This window comes from Pseudorhodobacter antarcticus (assembly GCF_900110135.1).
Lineage (GTDB): Bacteria > Pseudomonadota > Alphaproteobacteria > Rhodobacterales > Rhodobacteraceae > Pseudorhodobacter > Pseudorhodobacter antarcticus.
Window position 1 is genome coordinate 73,785 of record NZ_FOCO01000005.1, and the last position, 17,701, is coordinate 91,485.

A 17,701-nucleotide genomic window follows, 5' to 3' on the forward strand; every position below is an offset into this window, starting at 1 on the left:
CTGTGAAAAGCGGTGATTGCACCAAGCGTCCCAACCGCCATACTACGCCCGTGACGGGGCCTGTTGCCCCGGTTTTTAAGTGAGATGTTCATGGTTGTGTGGAGCTTTGTAAAAGATGCAGGCACATCGCTGTTCGGGGGCAAGGCCGATGCGGCCGATGCGCCAAAAGAGGACGCGCTGCTGCAAGAGGTGAAAAGCCTTGGCCTTGACACCACCGGGATGGATATCAAGGTGGACACCGCTGGCAAAGTTGTCGTGACAGGCAATGCCGTAAGCCAGGAAATGAAGGAAAAAGTGATCTTGGCCGTTGGCAACGTCGCAGGCGTTGGCGAAGTGCAAGATGACATGCCGGACGCAGGGCCCGCCCCCGTGTTCCACGAAGTCAAAAAGGGTGACACGCTGTCGGCAATTTCCAAGGCGACGCTTGGCAGCGCCAACCGCTATAATGAGATTTTTGAGGCGAACCGCCCCATGCTGTCGCACCCCGACAAAATCTATCCCGGCCAGATGCTGCGCATCCCGCAAGCGTGATTTGACCTAAAACCTGTTTGAAAAGGGGCGCAATCTGCGCCCTTTTTTATGCAGTGACGTTGCGTTTGGGCGGTGGTCACGGCTTGCGACACTGTCCAAAACCGCCCATCGTTACGCCAAAATGCCCAAGCGCAAATGTCGCGGGCCATAGGGGGGGGGACGATCCATGACAGCCTTTGCAACCATTGCCGACCGCGATGCGATAGAGGCGGAAATGCCCTATGCCGCGCGCAATACCGCCAAATCCATCTATGATTTCCTAACCCGCGCCCGCGACGCCCACGGCCCCAAACCCGCCGTCAGCTTTCAGTTGCAATCTGGCCCGACCGATGCTGCGCAAACGATGACATGGGCCCAATACCACGCCAGCGTCACCCAAGCCGCCAACCTGTTTCGCGCGCTGGGCGTGGGCCCGGATGATGTTGTGGCCTTTGTGCTGCCCAATTGCATGGAAACCGCTGTGACGGTTTTGGGCGGGTCTGTGGCCGGAATCGTCAATCCAATCAACCCCTTGCTGGATGCGGATCAAATCGCCTCTATTCTGCGCGAAACCGGGGCAAAGGTTGTGGTGACGCTGAAAGCCTTTCCCAAAATTGATCTGCCGCAAAAGGTGGCAAAGGCGGTTCGCCATGCCTCCAGCGTGAAAACCGTGCTGGAAATTGATCTGAAGCGGTATCTGTCGCCGCCCAAAAGTTGGATTGTGCCGCTGATCCGCCCGAAAAACCCCGTTGCGCACAGCGCCGAAGTCCGTGATTTCAACGCTGAGATCGCGCGCCACCCATCGGATGGCCTGACCTTTGACGATGTGCTGGACGACCGCGTGGCCGCCTATTTCCACACGGGCGGCACCACGGGCATGCCCAAAGTGGCACAGCACAAAGTGTCTGGCATGGTTTATAACGGCTGGCTGGGCGCGAATTTGATGTTCAAATCCAATGATGTGGTGATCTGCCCGTTGCCGATGTTCCACGTCTTTGCGATCTACCCCATCTTGATGTCGATGATCGCATCTGGCGCACATGTGGTGTTCCCCACCCCCGCCGGATACCGGGGCGATGGCGTGTTCGACAACTTCTGGAAGCTGGTCGAACGCTGGAAAATCACCTATATGATCACCGTGCCAACGGCACTTTCGGCATTGATGCAGCGCCCGGTCAACGCCGATATTTCCACCCTGCGCGGCGCGTTTTCAGGCTCCGCGCCCCTGCCGTTGGAGCTGTTCAAACGGTTCGAGGCGGCGACAGGCGTGCAGATCATCGAAGGTTACGGGCTGACCGAATGTACCTGCCTTGTGTCGTGTAACCCGCCGGAGGGTATTAAAAAAATTGGCTCGGTCGGTATTCCGTTCCCCTATACACATGTCCGTATTTTGTACCATGATGCGGCCGGAAACCCCACCGATTGCGGCATCGACCAGGTGGGTGAAATTTGCGTGGCAAACCCCGGCGTTTTCCCCGGCTCCACCTATACCGAGGTGGATAAAAACCACGATTTGTTCGCCGAAAGCATCTATTTGCGCACCGGTGATCTGGGGCGGCTGGACGCGGATGGCTATCTTTACATCACGGGTCGCGCCAAGGATTTGATCATTCGCGGCGGCCATAACATCGACCCCGCCGAGATTGAGGAAGTGCTGGCAGGCCATCCCGCGGTCGCCATTGTCGGCGCGATTGGCCAACCCGACGCCCATGCGGGCGAAGTGCCCTGCGCCTATGTGGAGCTGATAAAGGACGCCGAGGTGAGCATCGACGACCTTATGGCCTTTGCGCGCCAGCATATCCACGAACGCGCAGCGGTGCCAAAAGTCATTGAAATCCTTGCGGAACTGCCGAAAACAGCGGTGGGCAAAGTGTTCAAACCCGACCTGCGCCGCCTTGCCATCACCCGCATCTATAATGAGGCGTTGGTGGCAACTGGCCTGCCCGTGCGCGTGGTCGCGGTGGTGGAGGATAAAAAACGCGGCCTCGTCGCCCAAATCACGCGCGATGCAGGCACCGATGATGCGGCAGTGACGGCCGTTTTGGGCGACTTCGTGCGCCCGTGGGATTGGGTGGAATAGGGCCCAAAATTCAGGCAGCGGTGTCCAGCCAAATGGTCACCGGGCCTGCGTTGGTCAGGCTGACATCCATATCCGCGCCAAATTCACCGTTGGCCACAGGGATGCCCAAACGGCCCACGGCGGCGCTGAAATAATCGTACAACCGCCGCCCATCGTCCGGGCTGGCGGCGGGCGAAAAGCCGGGGCGATTGCCGCGCGATGTATCGGCGGCCAGCGTGAACTGGCTGACAATCAGCGCCGCCCCACCCGCATCCGCAATCGACAGGTTCATCTTGCCTGCATCGTCTTTGAAAATCCGCAGCTTGGCGATTTTCGCGGCCAATTGATTGGCCTCAGCCTCGGTATCGCCCTGCATCGCGCAGATGAAAATCAGCAGTCCCGGCCCAATTTCGCCGACCGTTGTCCCGTCTACCGTGACCGCTGCATGCTGGACGCGTTGCAACAGCGCCCTCATACCTCATGCGCCCAAGGTGGGTTTGCGCCGGGGCGTGACACGGTGATCGCGGCTGTGCGGTTGCCGAGCGACAGGGCCGCGTCCAGTGTGGCATCTGGCAGGCCCGCCAGCGCCGTTTTGGTCAGCGCGCCCGCTGTGTGCAGCGCGGCCAGCGCGCCCGCGTTGAACGTGTCGCCCGCGCCCACCGTATCGGCCACCGTTACTTTTTGCCCGGCGACAAAGCGGTTTTGTGTGGCCGTGATCGCGCGCGCGCCGCTGGCCCCTTCGGTCAAAAACACCAGCTTTGGGCCGCGCGCCAGCAGCCCTTGGGCCAGTGTCGCCGCATCACCGGGACCGTCGAGCCAATGCAAATCCTCATCACTGATTTTCACAATATCGGCGCGGGCCAGCATGGCCGTGATCCGCGCGCGGTAGGCGTTGGGATCGGTGATAAAACCGGGGCGGATGTTGGGGTCAATCATCGTCACGCGGTCGCCTGCTTGGGCTTGAAGGGCGGCGTAGGTGCTGGCAGCGGGGTCGTTCACCAAAGATATGCCGCCGAAAAATAGCGTGGTCACATCATCGGGCAGGGTGGGCAAATCGCTGGCCGCAAGGCTGCGCCCCGCCGTGTTTTCATCGTAGAATGCATAGGTCGCCTGCCCGTTCACCAGCTTGACAAAGGCCAGCGTGGTGGGCCGATCTGACCGCGCCGCAAGGCTGGTGTCTACGTTGGAGGCCGCCAGTGTGTCTGTCAAAATTTGGCCAAACAGATCGGTGGACAGGCCCGAATAAAACCCCGTTTTCACCCCCAGCCGCCCCAAAGCGATGGCTGTGTTGAACACCGCGCCGCCCGCGTGGGGGGCGAAACAGGGCGCACCATCAGTGGTTTGACGGGGCAACATGTCGATCAGGGCTTCGCCGCAGCAGAGGATCATGGGGGTGGTCCTTTCGGGTATCAGATAAAATAGGGCGCGAGGTTGGAGCGCACGCGGTCCAAAGGAGTGGCCCCGGACGTGTCGGGGACAAAGGGTTCGCCCGTAATCGCCTCATAGGCTTGGATATAGGTTTGGGCGGTGGCCGCGATCATATCGGCCGGGATTTCGGGGATGTCGTCGGTATAGGGGTCGCAGCGGGCGGCGACCCAGGCGCGGATCACGTCCTTATCGAACGAGGGGGGGCGGGTGCCCGTTTGCAGCGCCGCCGGGTATCCATCGGCCAGCCAATAGCGGCTGCTGTCGGGGGTGTGGATTTCATCAGCCAGCACGATATTGCCCGCGCCATCGGTGCCAAATTCGTATTTTGTATCTACCAAAATGAGGCCGCGTTCGGCCGACATTTCTTGGCCCCGTTTGAACAGCGCGAGGGAGATTTTGGCGATCTGGTCCCATTGGGATTGGGTCAAAAGGCCGGTTTCCACAATCTCCGCTGCGGTGAGGGGTTCATCATGGCCGCCATCAAACGCTTTAGATGTGGGGGTGATGATGGGCGTGGGCAGGGCGGCGTTATCGGCCAATCCATCCGGCAATGTGTGGCCATACATCTGGCGCTGGCCCTTTTTATACAGCGTCAGAATAGAGGTTCCAGTTGTCCCAGCCAGATAGCCGCGCACGATTATTTCGACGGGCAAAATGGTCAGCCGCTGGCCCACGACCACGTTTGGGTCGGGGTAAAACAGGACGTGGTTGGGGCAAATATCGGCGGTGTGTTCGAACCAGAACCGGGCGGTTTGGGTCAGGATTTGGCCCTTGTAGGGGATCGCGGTCAGGATGCGATCAAAGGCGGAAATCCGGTCCGAGGAGATGAGGATGCGTCGATCATCGGGCAGGTCATAGCAATCGCGGACCTTGCCGAAATAGGGGTGCGGCAGTTCAGGGATGCGGGCGCTGGAAAGGATGCGGGAAAGGTCGATCATATAGCCTCCTATCGGTTGGGGGTTCTATTGATCGACAGGTGGCGGGAGTCAATCTGTGCTGCGATTTTAGGGGTGCGGTTCGCGCGCGATGCTTTGGCTAAGAACCTGATATACAATAGTTTTGCGTTTTTCATTAAGGAAATTTTAAGTTTTGCATCGCGGTGTGATCTGCGGTCCGGCGGTGCCGCGCGGACCAAACCGGGCGCGGGGGGGCTAAATGCCCCCTAAGGTCGGGGCCCCCGTTGCAGGCGTGGCCATCAGCTTTGGCTTGCCACGGCCAGCGCGCCCAAGATCAGCGCGCCTGCGATCACGGCAAAGGTGATTTTCCATGCGGAATAGGGGCGTTCGCCTTGGACCTTGCCGGTTTGGCCGTTCACCACGAAACGGTAGGTTTTGCCGTTATATTTATAGGCGGCCATCCAGACGGGCAGCAGGATGTGTTTAAAGGTTTCGGCTGCATAATTGGTATCCACGCGGCTGATTTGCTGTTCATCGCCGCCAATATCGCCGCAGACATCGCCGTAAATTACGCCCGCCATAATGTCATGCGCGGCAGCGTTCCCATCCCCAAGGCCAATCGTATACCCTTCGGCGATGAAGCCTGCCAGAAAATCGGGGCGGTAGGGTTCCAGCGCGCCCAAATCCCATGGCGCAAGGCCCGTGGTAAAACGGTGCGGCAAGCTGGCGGAGGCCAGCACCAGCACATCATCAAACGCGCGGGCCACCCGGCCCGACACCGATTGCCAACGGGTTTTGCGGACTTGTTCTTGGCGTTGCTCGCGGCGTCCGTTCACCTCAACTGTGACCATCCGGGTTTCATAGTAATAAGTGCCGCGTTGGCCGGAATAGGATGATCGCGTGGCGGCATCAAACGTCCAATAAGGCACATAAAGCCCCGACAGCGCACGCCCTTTGCGGGCGTATTCCACCAGCCCGTTGGGCGCAAACCACAAGCGGCCCAGCCATGTGGCCATCGCTGCGCGCGCGGTGCGTTCATCCAGCTGGAACGGCACCAAGGCTTGGGGTTTGATTTGGCGGTTGGTGCCTGTGCCAATGACCACGGGGGTTGCACAAAACGGACATTGGGTGGCGTGTTTTGCGCCCAAAAACTCCACCAAGGCCCCACAATTCGGACATGGGGTGGTTTGCGGGGTTTCCATCGCGGTTTGCGGCAAGTCACCTTGCAACCCGCGCGCAAGGTCGTGTTCACCCAACGCGCGCGTGGACTCGCGCCGCATGGCGCGCGGGATATCTTGAGTGTTGCCGCAGTGATCGCACACCAATTCGGTGGCGCCGGGGGCAAAGCGCAGGTCGGCCCCGCAGGCATTGCAGGGCCAGCGGGTGGCCTGATCGGTCATTTAGGCCGCCGGAGTTGGGGCCGGGGGCGGCGGTGGCGCGATGGTGAACAGCTGCGCCAGTTCCGCGATTTGGCCTGCGGGTTTCCAGCCGTCTTGGCCTGCGGTCCACACCAACGTATCGCGGTTGAAGGTGGCATCGGTGATCATGCGGCCCAAATGGCTGCGCGAGAATGGCCCGTTGGTGGTGCCATTGGCCGCCGTGTGCCACAGCTTTTCGGGCGCGGGTGGCGGGGGCGGTGTTTGGGTGGCAGGCATCGCCCCCCATGGTCCCATGTTTTGCGCCATGCCCATGCCGATACCGGCCCCCAGCCCTGCGCCGACCGCAGCCCCTGCGGAAGAGTTTGGGTGCGCCATCCCTTCGGCGGCATTGAACTGCATATAGCGGTTCATATCGCCCACGATGCCCATCGAGGTGCGCTTGTCCAGCGCCGCCTCCACCGCCTGTGGCAAGGAGATGTTTTCGATGTAAAGTTCGGGCAGTGACAGCCCGTAAGCGGCGATTTGGGGCGTGATCGCGGTTGTGACCAGTTTGCCCAGATCGGCGGTGTTGGCGGCCATATCCAGCACAGGGATATTGGACGCGGCCAGCGCGCGCGACATTTCTTGCAAGATCACGTTGCGGATTTGAAAGCTGATTTCATCGGCAGTAAATTCGCCATCGGTGCCGACGATTTCTTGCATAAATTTCGCGGGGTCGGTGACGCGCATGGAATAGGTGCCGAACGCGCGGATGCGCACGGGGCCAAATTCGGGGTCGCGGGTCATGATGGGGTTTTTGGTGCCCCATTTCAGGTCGTTGAACCGGGTGGTGTTGATGAAATAGATTTCCGATTTGAAGGGGGATTGAAAGCCGTGATCCCAATGTTGCAGCGCGGTCATCACCGGCATGTTGTTGGTTTCCAACATATAAAGGCCGGGGCCGAACACATCGGCCAGCTGCCCTTCGTGGATGAACACGGCCGCTTGCCCTTCGCGCACGGTCAGTTTTGCGCCGTACTTAATTTCATTTCCGTGGCGTTCAAACCGCCAGACCATCGTGTCGCGGGTGTCATCGGTCCAAGCGATAACGTCGATGAATTGGCCTTTGAGAAAGTCGAATACCATGGCGTGTTCCTTAACTGTCGCCGCCCACAAGGGCTGTGGCGAGTTGGTCGATGATGGGGCGGGCCTGATCGGCCGTCATGCCGGGGGTCAAAGCGGGATTATAGAGCATTTTCAGCATCATTTCATCCATCGGCGTCAGCAAAGCAAATTCCTGATCGTCGTTAAAGATGGAGGGGCGCGCGGCGGGGCTGTCATTGGGCAGGCCGAGGCCTTGGGCAATTTCTTCGTGCAGGCACGACAGGTGCAACAGGTCGGGGTGTTCGGCGCGGATCACGGCAAAGGCGCGTTCGATCAAGTTAGTATCGTCGTTGATCGAGGTGGTGACCTGACAATAGGTCGATTGCGGCATGTTCACGATCGCATCAAGTTCGGGCGCGCCGATGTCCGGGTCGGTGCGGCGAATGGTGGGGCCAAGCGCCTGAATTTCATCGGTATTCAGGATGTTAAGCGAGAAGTTGATGTTGGTGGTGGCCAGCGCAATCGGGTGCCCCGTTAGTTTGGAGAGCCGGTTGAGGAAGGACCGGATGCGGGCGGTTTCTGTGGCGCGTTTGGTTTTCGGGATGGAGCTGCCGAACGTGAGGCCGACGCGCAGCGGTTTGTCCCAGCGGCGCAGGCGTTTTTCGGTGGCGCGGGCGACCAGCGTGCCGGACGAGCTGTCAAATTCATCGAAAAACGCGATGCGGATGAAATTATTGGCAAGTTGGCGCGCGGAAAAGGGCGCATCGGTGGCACCATCATCGGTGCGCATCAACCCTTGGGCCAGAAGTTGCGCCTGCACATCGGCGTAATAGGCGCGCAGGGCGGTGGATTGGGCAGAGGGGACGGCGGATATAATGGGGGCTGCAATGCGCTGTGGTGGGGGCTGCGTGGCGCGGCCTTGCAAGGTGGGCGGGGTGGCGCAGGCGGACAGCAAAGCGGCAGAGGTGGCCACAAGGACCACCCCTTTGCGGGCCTTTGCCCACAGCCCCTGACCGCCTGCGCGCATCACATCAGGTCCCCCGCGTCATGTTAAGCCTTGACGCCGATGGTGTCGCCGAGGCCTGTTTTACGCGCTTTGGCCGATGCCAGCGTGTCGCGCAATTCGTGTTCCATCTTGACCAATTCCACCTCTGCCTCTGCGCGTTTGGCCTTGCCTGCATCGGCAATCGCAAGGCTTTCGTTGATGGTGGCGATCAAGGTGGCGTTGGCCTTTTTCACCGCTTCGATATCAAACACGCCGCGTTCCATTTCGGTGCGCACGATGCGGTTGGTTTGTTGCAGGTTTTCCGCGTTGGAGGTGAGAAGTTCATTGGTCAAATCATTGGCCGCGCGAATGGATTCCGCCGCTTCGCGCGAACGTTGGATGGTGACCGCTTGGGCCAATTGGGTTTCCCACAACGGCACGGTGTTCATCAAGGTCGAGTTGATTTTGGTGACGAGCGATTTGTCGTTTTCCTGCACCAAACGGATGGAGGGCAAGGACTGCATGGTGACTTGGCGGGTCAATTTCAGGTCATGCACGCGGCGTTCCAGATCGTCGCGGGCGGCGCGCAGGTCGCGCAATTCCTGGGCCTTCATCACTTGGCGTTCTTCGGGGGCGGCTTTCACATCCGCCTCTTTGGCGGGGATGTCGGTGGCGTCGATGTCTTTCAATTTCGCCTCACCCGCCGCGATATACAGGGCGAGTTCGTCATAGAATGTCAGGGTTTTGTCATAAAGAATATCAAGCGATTTGATATCTTTCAGCAGGGTGTGTTCGTGGCCCAAAAGCGTGTCGGTGATCTTGTCGATCTGGCCTTGCACATCTTCGAATTTCGCGACGAAATTGGCGAAAGGGGCCGCGCGGCCCAGCAGTTTTTCCCACCACGTCCGCTGGCGGCGCACATCAAGTTCGGACACGGAAAACCCGCGAATGGTGCTGACCATGTTGCGCAGGCTGTCACCCGCTGGGCCCACATCTTTGTTTTTCACATCGGCCAGCATTTCTTGGGAAATGACCTGCAATTCGGCCTGCGCGCCCGACCCAAAGGAGATGATGGATTGCGTGTTCGACATATCAATTTCGGCCATCCGCTTGGTGATTTCAGCGGCATGGGCGGGGGCGGCGCTGTCCAGCGTGATCAATTCGCGGCCCGGTTCGGGCAGCACAACGGCGGTCACGGCCTCCACTTCGGCCAAGGTTGCGGCGGCTTTTTGTTGGATGGTTTCGGCCATAATACACTCACTATTTTGGCGGGGCGGGTGCCCAGCGGATTAACGATTTTCAAAGGCCAAGCGTTCGCGCAAGACCTGTATTTCAACATTCAGATCGCTGGTGTTGTCGGACAGCAAAGCGGTGGTGCGGCTGGCGAAATTGGTTTCCAAATCGGTCAGCAGGGCATCATATTCGGCGCGCACGGAGGGGTCGCGGTTGCGATTATAGACATCGACGAATTTGGTGGTCGCATCGCGCGCACCTTGCAAATAAACGCCCAAGTATTTGCGCGCCGCCGTCAGGTCGCGGGGGTCGTTTTCGACGGTGCGAAACATCGTGCGGGCGGTATCGGCAAAATGGTCAACGCGGGTTTCCAATTGGCGGTCGCGGGCGCGCAAAATGGCGTCTTTCATCGCCGTTAGATGCCCTTCGGCCACGTCGATCGCCTTGGCCACCCGGTCCGTTTGAAAGGCGTCAATGCCTTCGGCACCTTTATCGGTCATCGGGTCAAGGCCAAAGGCGCCAAGGTGCAAAAACGCGCCCAGCGTGCCAAGCGCGCTGGCGATCAGCACCCCTTGGCCTGCGATCAAGGTGAGGATGGCAAGGCCCGTGCCAATCAAAACCGCCGCAATCAGCTTGCGCGGCAGGGCAGGGCGGCGGGCGATGCTGCGCGCTTCATACGCTTCTTGTGCAAACAACCCTTCGCGGGTCAGCCATGCTGCCAGCAGCATCAAGGCGGCGGCCGCGCAGCCGAAAATCAGCGCGACAGGGTCACCTTGAAACGCGGTCCACAAAAAAGGCAGCGGCAGGAAAAACAGCAAGTTGGAGCGGAACCCCGCCTTGGTGCGGCGTTTGGCCTGAAACCCTTGGTTTTGGGTTGGGGGTTGCGGGCTGTTCGGGCTGAATTTTCCACCAAAACGCTGGGCCATGTTACACACCCCCCAAGTTGGCAACATAGACCGTAAGCGCCACGAGAAGGCAGAATGAGAGGGTTTTAAGCCCGTTTGATGACATATCCGCCCCCGATATTTGCGCGCGGCCTTGATTTGCGCGCGGCCCTTTTCGTGATCACCCTGCCTGCCATATGGCCGTCCGTGGCACCCTTGCCCGTGACAGCCCCCCCGCGCGGCACCCCAATATAGTATAAGAACCCCGCGCCCCGCGTGCCAGTGGCATAAGCGGGGAAAGGCGGGGTTAATTCCCCCTTTAGGGCCGTTTTGGGCGGGGATTTGCTGGTTTTGCAGGCCTTGCGGACGGTTTGCCTGCCCCTGCGGTGGGGCCATTGCGGCTGCCGTTTGGTTTGCCGCCCGGTTTTGGCGCAGCCTTGGCCCAAGATTTGCTGGGTGGTTTCGTGCTGCGGCTGGCCGGTGCGTCAATCGCGGCAGAGGCAAAAGCGCGCCCGCCAGATTTTTCGCCGGGTTTGGAGCCAGATTTGGGGGCGAATTTACCGCGCGAGGCGGCGGGTTTTGCGTCTGGCGTTGCAGCGGCGCGCGCGCCCGGTTTGGGGCTGGGTTTGGCGCCCGGTTTGACGATGCGCGGGCCTGTTGGGCGGGCATCGGTGGATGGGGCGGGGCGGTCACCACTAGGGCGGGCGGTGGATGGGCGGGGATTTGCGGGGCGGGGGCCTTTGGCGCGGGGGGCCGGGGCCACCGCATCTTCGGGCAATTCGCGCTGGCCCAGTTGGTCGCGCAGCACGCGGCCTTTCACCTCCTCCACATCGCCGGGCACCATTTCGCCCAAGCGGAACGGGCCATAGCTGACGCGGATAAGGCGGTTCACGGTGAGGTTGATGGCAAACATGGCACGGCGAATTTCGCGGTTTTTGCCTTCGCGCAGGCCGATGGTCAGCCAAGCGTTGGCCCCTTGGATGCGGTCAAGGACGACGATCATGGGCTGGAATTTTTCGCCCTCTACCGTGATGCCGCGGCGCAGGGGTTCGAGGTCCGGCTCGGTCGGGTTGCCCTTGACGCGCACCCGGTATTTGCGAAGCCAGCCCGTGGAGGGCAGTTCGAGTTTGCGTTTGAGGCCGCCATCATTGGTCAGCAACAAGAGCCCTTCGGAGTTGAGATCGAGGCGGCCGATGGACATGACGCGGGGGAGATCTTCGGGCAGGTGATCAAAGATCGTGTCGCGGCCTTTTTCGTCGCTGTTCGAGGTGACCAGCCCTTCGGGTTTGTAATAGAGCCACAGGCGGGCGGGTTCGGGTTGGCCGATCGGTTCGCCATCAACGGTGATGCGGTCGCGGGGGCCGACGTTCAGGGCGGGGCTGGTGATGATTTTGCCGTTCACGGCGACTTGGCCGAGTTCGATCATTCGTTCGGCTTCGCGGCGCGAGGCCACGCCTGCGCGCGACAGGACTTTGGCGATCCGATCGCCTTCGGGAGTTTGGGCTGGGGTTTGGGGGGTGTCGTTTGGCATGCTGTGGCCTTTTGTTTGCGGCGTCGTCGCGACGGGGCTTCGGGTGCAGAGTATTTGGTTGGGGGGGGCGGGGCAAGGGGGGTAAGGTTGGGAGGGGATTGAAATTTGGGCGGGGGCGGGGCAAGGCTGATCCATGGTTGGATTTACATCATATATGGCGGCGGCGCTGGAGGAGGCGCGGGCGGCGGGGCTGCGCGGGGAGGTGCCTGTGGGGGCCGTGGTTGTAGGGCCTGCCGGGGTGGTGGCGCGGGCGGGCAACCGGGTGCGCGAGTTGTGTGACCCGACCGCCCATGCGGAGGTTTTGGCGATACGGGAGGCCTGCCGGATGCTGGGCAGCGAGCGGCTGGGGGGGCATGATTTATATGTGACGCTGGAGCCGTGCCCGATGTGTGCGCAGGCGATATCATTGGCGCGGGTCGGGCGGCTTTATTATGGCGCGTCGGACCCGAAATCGGGCGGGGTGGAAGGCGGCGCGCGGGTGTTTTCGCACCCCCAGTGCCATCATATTCCGGAGGTTTATGACGGGATTTCAGCGGAGGAGGCGGCGCGGATGTTGCGGGAATTTTTTGCGAACCGCAGGTGAGGTTTGGGTGCGATCTGGAGGGTGGTTCGCGCGCGATGCGGCGGTTAATGCGTTGATTTTGTTTGGATTCGTGTTTTTTGTTAACTAAATTTTAACGGCTTACATCGCAGCGCAATTGCGATTTTCTACAGCTGCATCGCAAAGCGGGGGCTGGGGTCGCGGCGCGCAAAACCATTTGCCAAGTAATAGGTTTCGGCAGCGGTGTTGGCGGGGTGGGTGCCCACGGTGAGGTAGGTGCAGCCAAGCCCGCGCGCGCGATCGGCGCAGGCCGCAAGCAGGGCGCGGCCCATGCCGCTGCCGCGATGATCGGGCCAGATGAACAAATGATGCAAATCCATGCCGCGCCGCCCGTATTGGATTTGCGCAAGGGGCAGCAGGATGGCGTAGCCTGCGTGATTATCAAAAATAAGCGCGTGCATCCAAGGGGTTGGGCCGAACAGATCGCGCGCAAGGGTTGCGGGCGTGGCGCTGGCCGCATCACCGTGATGGGCGGCCAACTGCGTGATACCATCCAACAAGGCGGGAATATCGGCAGGGGTTGCGGGGCGGATGTGGGGCATCATGCGACCCTTGGGTTCGGGGGTGGCGGCTGTCAAGGGCGCGATCACAGTTGGGGGGGGCGTAGCCCCCTAACTGCTGGGTCCAAGCGGTTAATGCGCGGGTTTGATGAAAGTGCCGTTGCGCAAATCTGCAATCGCTTGGCGGATTTCGGCGTCGGTGTTCATCACGATGGGGCCGTGCCATGCCACGGGTTCGCGGATGGGCGCGCCCGAGATGAGGAGGAAGCGCAAGCCGTGATCGCCTGCTTGCACGGTCACCTCTTCGCCCCGGCCAAACTGGACCAGCGTGCGGTCGCCGGACATGTCGCGGATGTTCACCTCGCGTCCGCGCACTTTTTTTTCCAGCAGCACGCCGCGCGGGCGGCTGGCATCGCGAAAATTGCCTGCCCCTTCAAACACATAGGCGAAGGCGGATTTGTGCGTGTCGATTTTGAAGGTCTTTTTCACGCCTGCCGGCACGGAAATATCAAGGTATTGCGGGTCGGCGGCGATACCATCGACCGGGCCGGTCTTGCCCCAGAACGAGCCCACGATCACGCGCACTACGGTGCCGTCATCATCGGTAATTTCGGGGATTTCCTTGCTTTCCACGTCTTGATAACGCGGTTGGGTCATTTTCAAATGCCCCGGCAGGTTGGCCCAAAGTTGGAACCCGTGCATTTGCCCGGCTTTGTTTCCGTGCGGCATTTCTTGGTGCAAAATGCCCGAGCCTGCGGTCATCCATTGCACATCGCCAGCCCCCAGCGCCCCGGTGTTGCCCAAGCTGTCGGCGTGATCGACGGTGCCTGCTAGCACATAGGTGATGGTTTCGATGCCGCGATGCGGGTGCCACGGAAAGCCGCGCTGGTAGTGGCGCGGGTCATCGTTGCGAAAATCATCGAACAGCAGGAACGGGTCCATCTGTTCGGGGTTTTGAAAGCCGAAGGCGCGGTGCAGATGGACGCCCGCCCCTTCCATCGTGGGGGTGGCGGCGGTTTCAGAGGTGACGGGACGGATGGACATGCGGTACCTCGCGCTTGATTGGTATGTAAGTTTGGCGGTTTGTGCAGATTAACGCAATTCCCGTGCGCGCGGGGGCTGTGTGCGCCAGCGCACGCTTGCGGCGGGGGTGCTGGTTCTTTGCCGCGAACCTGATATAGCGGGAAAAACGACTTGGGGGTGGATATGGTCAAGGATGATAAAACGGTGTTGGCGCGGTTGGATGCGTCACAGCCGCGCCGGGTGATTGGGGCCGTTGCACAGGTCGGTTTGGCCGCCGTGTTGGTGTCGCTGGCCATATCATTCCCGCGTGAACAGATGGGGCTGCGGATTATTTTGCTGCTGCTGGGTGGGGTGATGGCCTATGCCGCCCATGCGACGTGGCGCGCGACCGAAATGGGTTTGACCTTGACCAAGGACGGGTTGGTGGACGGGCACGGGCGGGTATTGGCCGATCTGGCCAATGTGCGCGAGGTGGCGCGGGGGCCGTTTGCGTTGAAACCATCGCACGGGTTTTCGTTGTTGTTGTTCAAAGCGCCGGGGTTTGCCTGGGTGCCGGGGTTGTGGTGGCGGGTTGGCACGCGGGTGGGGGTGGGCGGTGTGACCGCATCCCAGCCCGCGCGGTTTATGGCCGAAACGATTGCGGGCATGGTTGCGGCGCGCGACGCGCCCCCCCGCGATGACGCGGAGGATGCGTAAGGCCGCGCGTCACGCGTTGCAGTTGTTGGGCAGGTTGATCAAGCACACCTTTGGCACAAAGCGCGGCCGGGTGACGATGAATTCGCCCAAGGTCAAAGCTTGAAGCTGGTTGAGGGGCGGGGTGTAGGGCACCACCGTTTCCACCAAAACTGCCGCTTCGCCATCCACCATAATGGGCAGCCTGTTGACGTAGCCTGCGATGGTTGCGGTGGTCAAACGGGGCAGCGCATTGCCGGGGGAGCGTGAAAACAGCACCTCATAGCGGGAGCGCACCCCGCTCCAGACAAAGGAGGTGACGCGGATTTGGGCGGTTTGGTCACCCGGCAGCATGAAGTTCATCGTGGTGCGCATGCCGGTGATATAGCTTTCGGGCAGGTCGGCGGGCGCGCGCGAAATCATGTCTGAAATCGTGTAGCTGGCTTTTTGCACGGTGTTGATGCTGCGATACGCGTCCCAGAACACGAAAAGCATCAAGTAGACGCTGACCAAAAGGGGGACCGCGATGATCGCCTCTAGGACCACGCTGCCTTTTGTGTCGCGCGCAAAACGGCGCAATGGCGTGCGGATGAATGACATTTGCATGATCCTTATGACGGTTCGTTCACATAGGCGGAAATGGCGATCAGGCGGTATTCGCCATTCAAATCCTCGGACAGACGCGCGCCGATCCCGGTGTAGGGGAACATCGCGTCCTGCAGCACGCAAACGCGCATGAACATGACCTGTTGGGAAGCGCCCGGATTGTAGTCGAGCGCGGGCATGATATTTTGTTCGCGGTTGTAGCAACTGACCTGATTGGACGGAAACGCCCAAGTTGCGGTATCGACCGGCATCATTTCCAGCGTGATGCTGGACATGCAATCGCGCAAGATCACACTTTTTTCGCAGATCAACTGTTTGACCAGCAAGGGTGTGGGGTTCGGGATGCGGCCCAAGCGCAATTCGCGCATGACGCGGTCCACCGATTGTTCCAACAGCACAAAGCGGGTCATCAGCATCGCGGATTCGAGCGCGGAGGCAAAGATGATCACCAATATTGGCACCACCAGCACGAATTCCAGCGATGCCACGCCTGATTGATCATGCCACCAGCCCGACACCCGCGCGCGCAATCTGGCGGCCAGCGATGGGTGCCGGGGGTTTGGGGCCCCAAGATTGGGCACGTCATGGGTCATTGGGTCAACCTCAACTGGCTGATGTTATTGGCGATGGCGCGAAAGGCGGTGGCGATTTCAAGCCCGTTTGCGTCAAAGTAATGGGCGCTGGAGGTGGCGCAGTTGCGCACTTGGGTGCGGCCGTTGGTTGGTGCCTCAAACCCGATGCCATAGACAATGACGTTTGCGTTTTTGGCGGCGTTGCAAACTTGCTGCAGGCGCGTGTCTTTGACCGAGTACACCGATTCCATGAAGGTGTCGCGCCATGTGTTCCAGTTTTGGTTCAACGGAAGGCCGTAGAAATCATAGGAGACGAACGTGACGGACCATGTGGCCCACACCTCGCCCCAAGTGAGCTGGGTGTATTGGTTTGCCGCGCCGCCGCCATCGCGGTCATTGCGCCAAGCGTTGGAGTTTGGCCACCACCAGTCGTTGGATGTGCCTGCGCGGTCATGGAACACCGAGATGCGGCCATTGCTGTTGCGGCGCCAGATGTTGGATAGGGCCGCCGAGTTGTTATAGGGCGGGCGCATTTTGTATTCGGTGGTGTTTTCACCATCTGTCATCACGACCAGCACCTTGATCACCTCGCGCGTGGCGGGGTTCAGGGGACGGTCGATAAAGGTTCGGGCGACGCGGTTGGCGGCGACCAAATTGCGGATCACACCATTCGCGCTGTTGTCGAGCAAATAGACACCCCATTTCACGCCCACGTCGATGGATGTATTGCCACCCACAGAGAGCGCGTTGATGGCATTGTGCAATGTGGTGACGTTTTCGGTGAGGGGGGTCACCACGTTGCCAGCTTCGGGGGGGCAGTTGAACAGCATTGAGGCGGGGGTTGTGGTGTAGTTGTAGGGATCAAAATGCGCGTTGTGGACGCGGCTGGTGGCCGTTGGCAGGCTGGTGGAGTTGAAGGCAGAATCCGGCAATTCGATGCAAGACGATGCGTTGTGTTGCGGCGTGGTGTTGAAGGAGTTCATCATGGGGCGGCCAATATTGACCTGCGCGTTATAGGGCACGATGGACACCGACATGCGCCCCGGCAGCGAGCCACCCAAAACGGTGGACACAAATTCGCGGGCCGCAGGGCGCAGGTTGTTGATGCGCGAGCCGTTCATAGAGCCCGAAATATCAAGCACCATCGAGATTTCCACATCCGAGATGCGCTGTTCGGCCCCTGAGTTGGAGTTGACGTTAAAATCGTCTTGGCCATAGATGCCGCCGGTCATAAAGCCGACGCGCGCACGGGCATGGGCGACCACGGAGCGGAAGTTTAGCCCCTGCTGTGCATCGACGCTGGACAGGTATTGGGTCAACCCGGCCTTGGCAAAATAATCCTCGATCACCGCTTGGGCTGGGCGGTTTTGGTTCATGGCGGCGGCGGCCAGCACCGAACGGTCCAGCGTTTGCTGCACTTCGGCGCGGCGCTGTTCATAGCGCATCACATCCACCGCAAAGGCGCCCATCATAAAAATCAGCACGAAAAACACGATGGCCAGAATAAACAGCGCCCCATCCTCGTTCCGCGTAAAGCGGCGGGCAGCGTGGCGCGCAGCCGCCATGTGGCGGGTGCGGAGGTTTTGTGGCGTTGGCCGATGCATGCCGTTCATGATGCCGTCCTTTGTTTGGTGCGCCCGAAGAAGGTTTGGCGGGTATTGACCCGAAATAGTGAGCGCCGGACGCGACACACGTTTTCCCAAGGCCACCTGGCCTGCAAGTTGGGGCGAAAGTGTGGC

18 protein-coding genes are annotated in these 17,701 nt (G+C 60.5%); 4 read left to right on the plus strand and 14 right to left on the minus strand.

Going from position 1 to position 17,701, the window contains the following annotated elements:
• Positions 1-90 precede the first annotated feature (90 nt).
• Positions 91-531 (plus strand): peptidoglycan-binding protein LysM, encoded by a 441-nt coding sequence (gene lysM / locus BMY36_RS03610; RefSeq protein WP_050519516.1) that lies wholly within the window; start codon positions 91-93, stop codon positions 529-531.
• A 166-nt stretch (positions 532-697) separates the two neighbouring features.
• Entirely contained in the window at positions 698-2,590 is a 1,893-nt protein-coding gene (locus tag BMY36_RS03615; RefSeq protein ID WP_050519497.1) for an acyl-CoA synthetase, read from the plus strand.
• A 10-nt stretch (positions 2,591-2,600) separates the two neighbouring features.
• On the opposite strand, the gene dtd is transcribed toward BMY36_RS03615, so the two are convergent.
• The 9 genes from dtd to BMY36_RS03660 all read right to left on the minus strand — a co-directional run bounded on the left by dtd (position 2,601) and on the right by BMY36_RS03660 (position 11,988).
• Entirely contained in the window at positions 2,601-3,044 is a 444-nt protein-coding gene (dtd, locus tag BMY36_RS03620; protein WP_050519498.1) for a D-aminoacyl-tRNA deacylase, read from the minus strand.
• On the minus strand, positions 3,041-3,958 hold the full coding sequence (locus BMY36_RS03625) for a carbohydrate kinase family protein (protein ID WP_050519499.1): 918 nt from the start codon (positions 3,956-3,958) through the stop codon (positions 3,041-3,043). Before BMY36_RS03625 ends, dtd begins: the two co-directional genes overlap by 4 nt.
• Positions 3,959-3,978: 20 nt before the next feature.
• The gene (locus tag BMY36_RS03630) at positions 3,979-4,935 is read right to left on the minus strand and encodes a phosphoribosylaminoimidazolesuccinocarboxamide synthase (RefSeq protein WP_050519500.1); all 957 of its coding nucleotides are present in this window, start codon (positions 4,933-4,935) and stop codon (positions 3,979-3,981) included.
• A 257-nt stretch (positions 4,936-5,192) separates the two neighbouring features.
• A complete protein-coding gene (locus tag BMY36_RS03635; protein WP_050519502.1) occupies positions 5,193-6,293 on the minus strand; it encodes a TFIIB-type zinc ribbon-containing protein in 1,101 nt (366 codons plus the stop codon).
• Positions 6,294-7,397 (minus strand): SPFH domain-containing protein, encoded by a 1,104-nt coding sequence (locus BMY36_RS03640; protein ID WP_050519503.1) that lies wholly within the window; start codon positions 7,395-7,397, stop codon positions 6,294-6,296.
• Between the two features lie 10 nt (positions 7,398-7,407).
• Positions 7,408-8,382, minus strand: a complete 975-nt coding sequence (locus BMY36_RS03645; RefSeq protein WP_050519504.1) for a DUF2927 domain-containing protein — start codon at positions 8,380-8,382, stop codon at positions 7,408-7,410.
• A gap of 23 nt (positions 8,383-8,405) precedes the next feature.
• On the minus strand, positions 8,406-9,590 hold the full coding sequence (locus tag BMY36_RS03650) for a toxic anion resistance protein (protein WP_050519505.1): 1,185 nt from the start codon (positions 9,588-9,590) through the stop codon (positions 8,406-8,408).
• A gap of 39 nt (positions 9,591-9,629) precedes the next feature.
• On the minus strand, positions 9,630-10,499 hold the full coding sequence (locus BMY36_RS03655) for a 5-bromo-4-chloroindolyl phosphate hydrolysis family protein (RefSeq protein ID WP_050519506.1): 870 nt from the start codon (positions 10,497-10,499) through the stop codon (positions 9,630-9,632).
• A 277-nt stretch (positions 10,500-10,776) separates the two neighbouring features.
• Positions 10,777-11,988, minus strand: a complete 1,212-nt coding sequence (locus BMY36_RS03660; protein ID WP_082224825.1) for a pseudouridine synthase — start codon at positions 11,986-11,988, stop codon at positions 10,777-10,779.
• Positions 11,989-12,121: 133 nt separating this feature from the next.
• Here BMY36_RS03660 and BMY36_RS03665 point away from each other — a divergent pair, with 133 nt between their 5' ends.
• The gene (locus BMY36_RS03665) at positions 12,122-12,571 is read left to right on the plus strand and encodes a nucleoside deaminase (RefSeq protein ID WP_050520702.1); all 450 of its coding nucleotides are present in this window, start codon (positions 12,122-12,124) and stop codon (positions 12,569-12,571) included.
• A 125-nt stretch (positions 12,572-12,696) separates the two neighbouring features.
• Here BMY36_RS03665 and BMY36_RS03670 read toward each other — a convergent pair whose 3' ends face one another.
• Complete coding sequence (locus tag BMY36_RS03670) at positions 12,697-13,131, minus strand: GNAT family N-acetyltransferase (protein WP_175469243.1); 435 nt, start codon at positions 13,129-13,131, stop codon at positions 12,697-12,699.
• A 90-nt stretch (positions 13,132-13,221) separates the two neighbouring features.
• Positions 13,222-14,133 (minus strand): pirin family protein, encoded by a 912-nt coding sequence (locus BMY36_RS03675; RefSeq protein ID WP_050520704.1) that lies wholly within the window; start codon positions 14,131-14,133, stop codon positions 13,222-13,224.
• A 162-nt stretch (positions 14,134-14,295) separates the two neighbouring features.
• Here BMY36_RS03675 and BMY36_RS03680 point away from each other — a divergent pair, with 162 nt between their 5' ends.
• Positions 14,296-14,808: a hypothetical protein gene (locus tag BMY36_RS03680; protein WP_050520705.1), complete on the plus strand. Its 513-nt coding sequence runs from the start codon at positions 14,296-14,298 to the stop codon at positions 14,806-14,808.
• A 9-nt stretch (positions 14,809-14,817) separates the two neighbouring features.
• On the opposite strand, the gene BMY36_RS03685 is transcribed toward BMY36_RS03680, so the two are convergent.
• From BMY36_RS03685 to BMY36_RS03695, 3 genes are read right to left on the minus strand one after another with little or no spacing between them, the layout of a single operon-like run.
• On the minus strand, positions 14,818-15,384 hold the full coding sequence (locus BMY36_RS03685) for a TadE/TadG family type IV pilus assembly protein (protein WP_139193924.1): 567 nt from the start codon (positions 15,382-15,384) through the stop codon (positions 14,818-14,820).
• A gap of 11 nt (positions 15,385-15,395) precedes the next feature.
• Complete coding sequence (locus BMY36_RS03690) at positions 15,396-15,983, minus strand: TadE/TadG family type IV pilus assembly protein (protein WP_050520707.1); 588 nt, start codon at positions 15,981-15,983, stop codon at positions 15,396-15,398.
• On the minus strand, positions 15,980-17,575 hold the full coding sequence (locus BMY36_RS03695; RefSeq protein WP_050520708.1) for a TadE/TadG family type IV pilus assembly protein: 1,596 nt from the start codon (positions 17,573-17,575) through the stop codon (positions 15,980-15,982). Before BMY36_RS03695 ends, BMY36_RS03690 begins: the two co-directional genes overlap by 4 nt.
• Between the last annotated feature and the right edge of the window lie 126 nt (positions 17,576-17,701).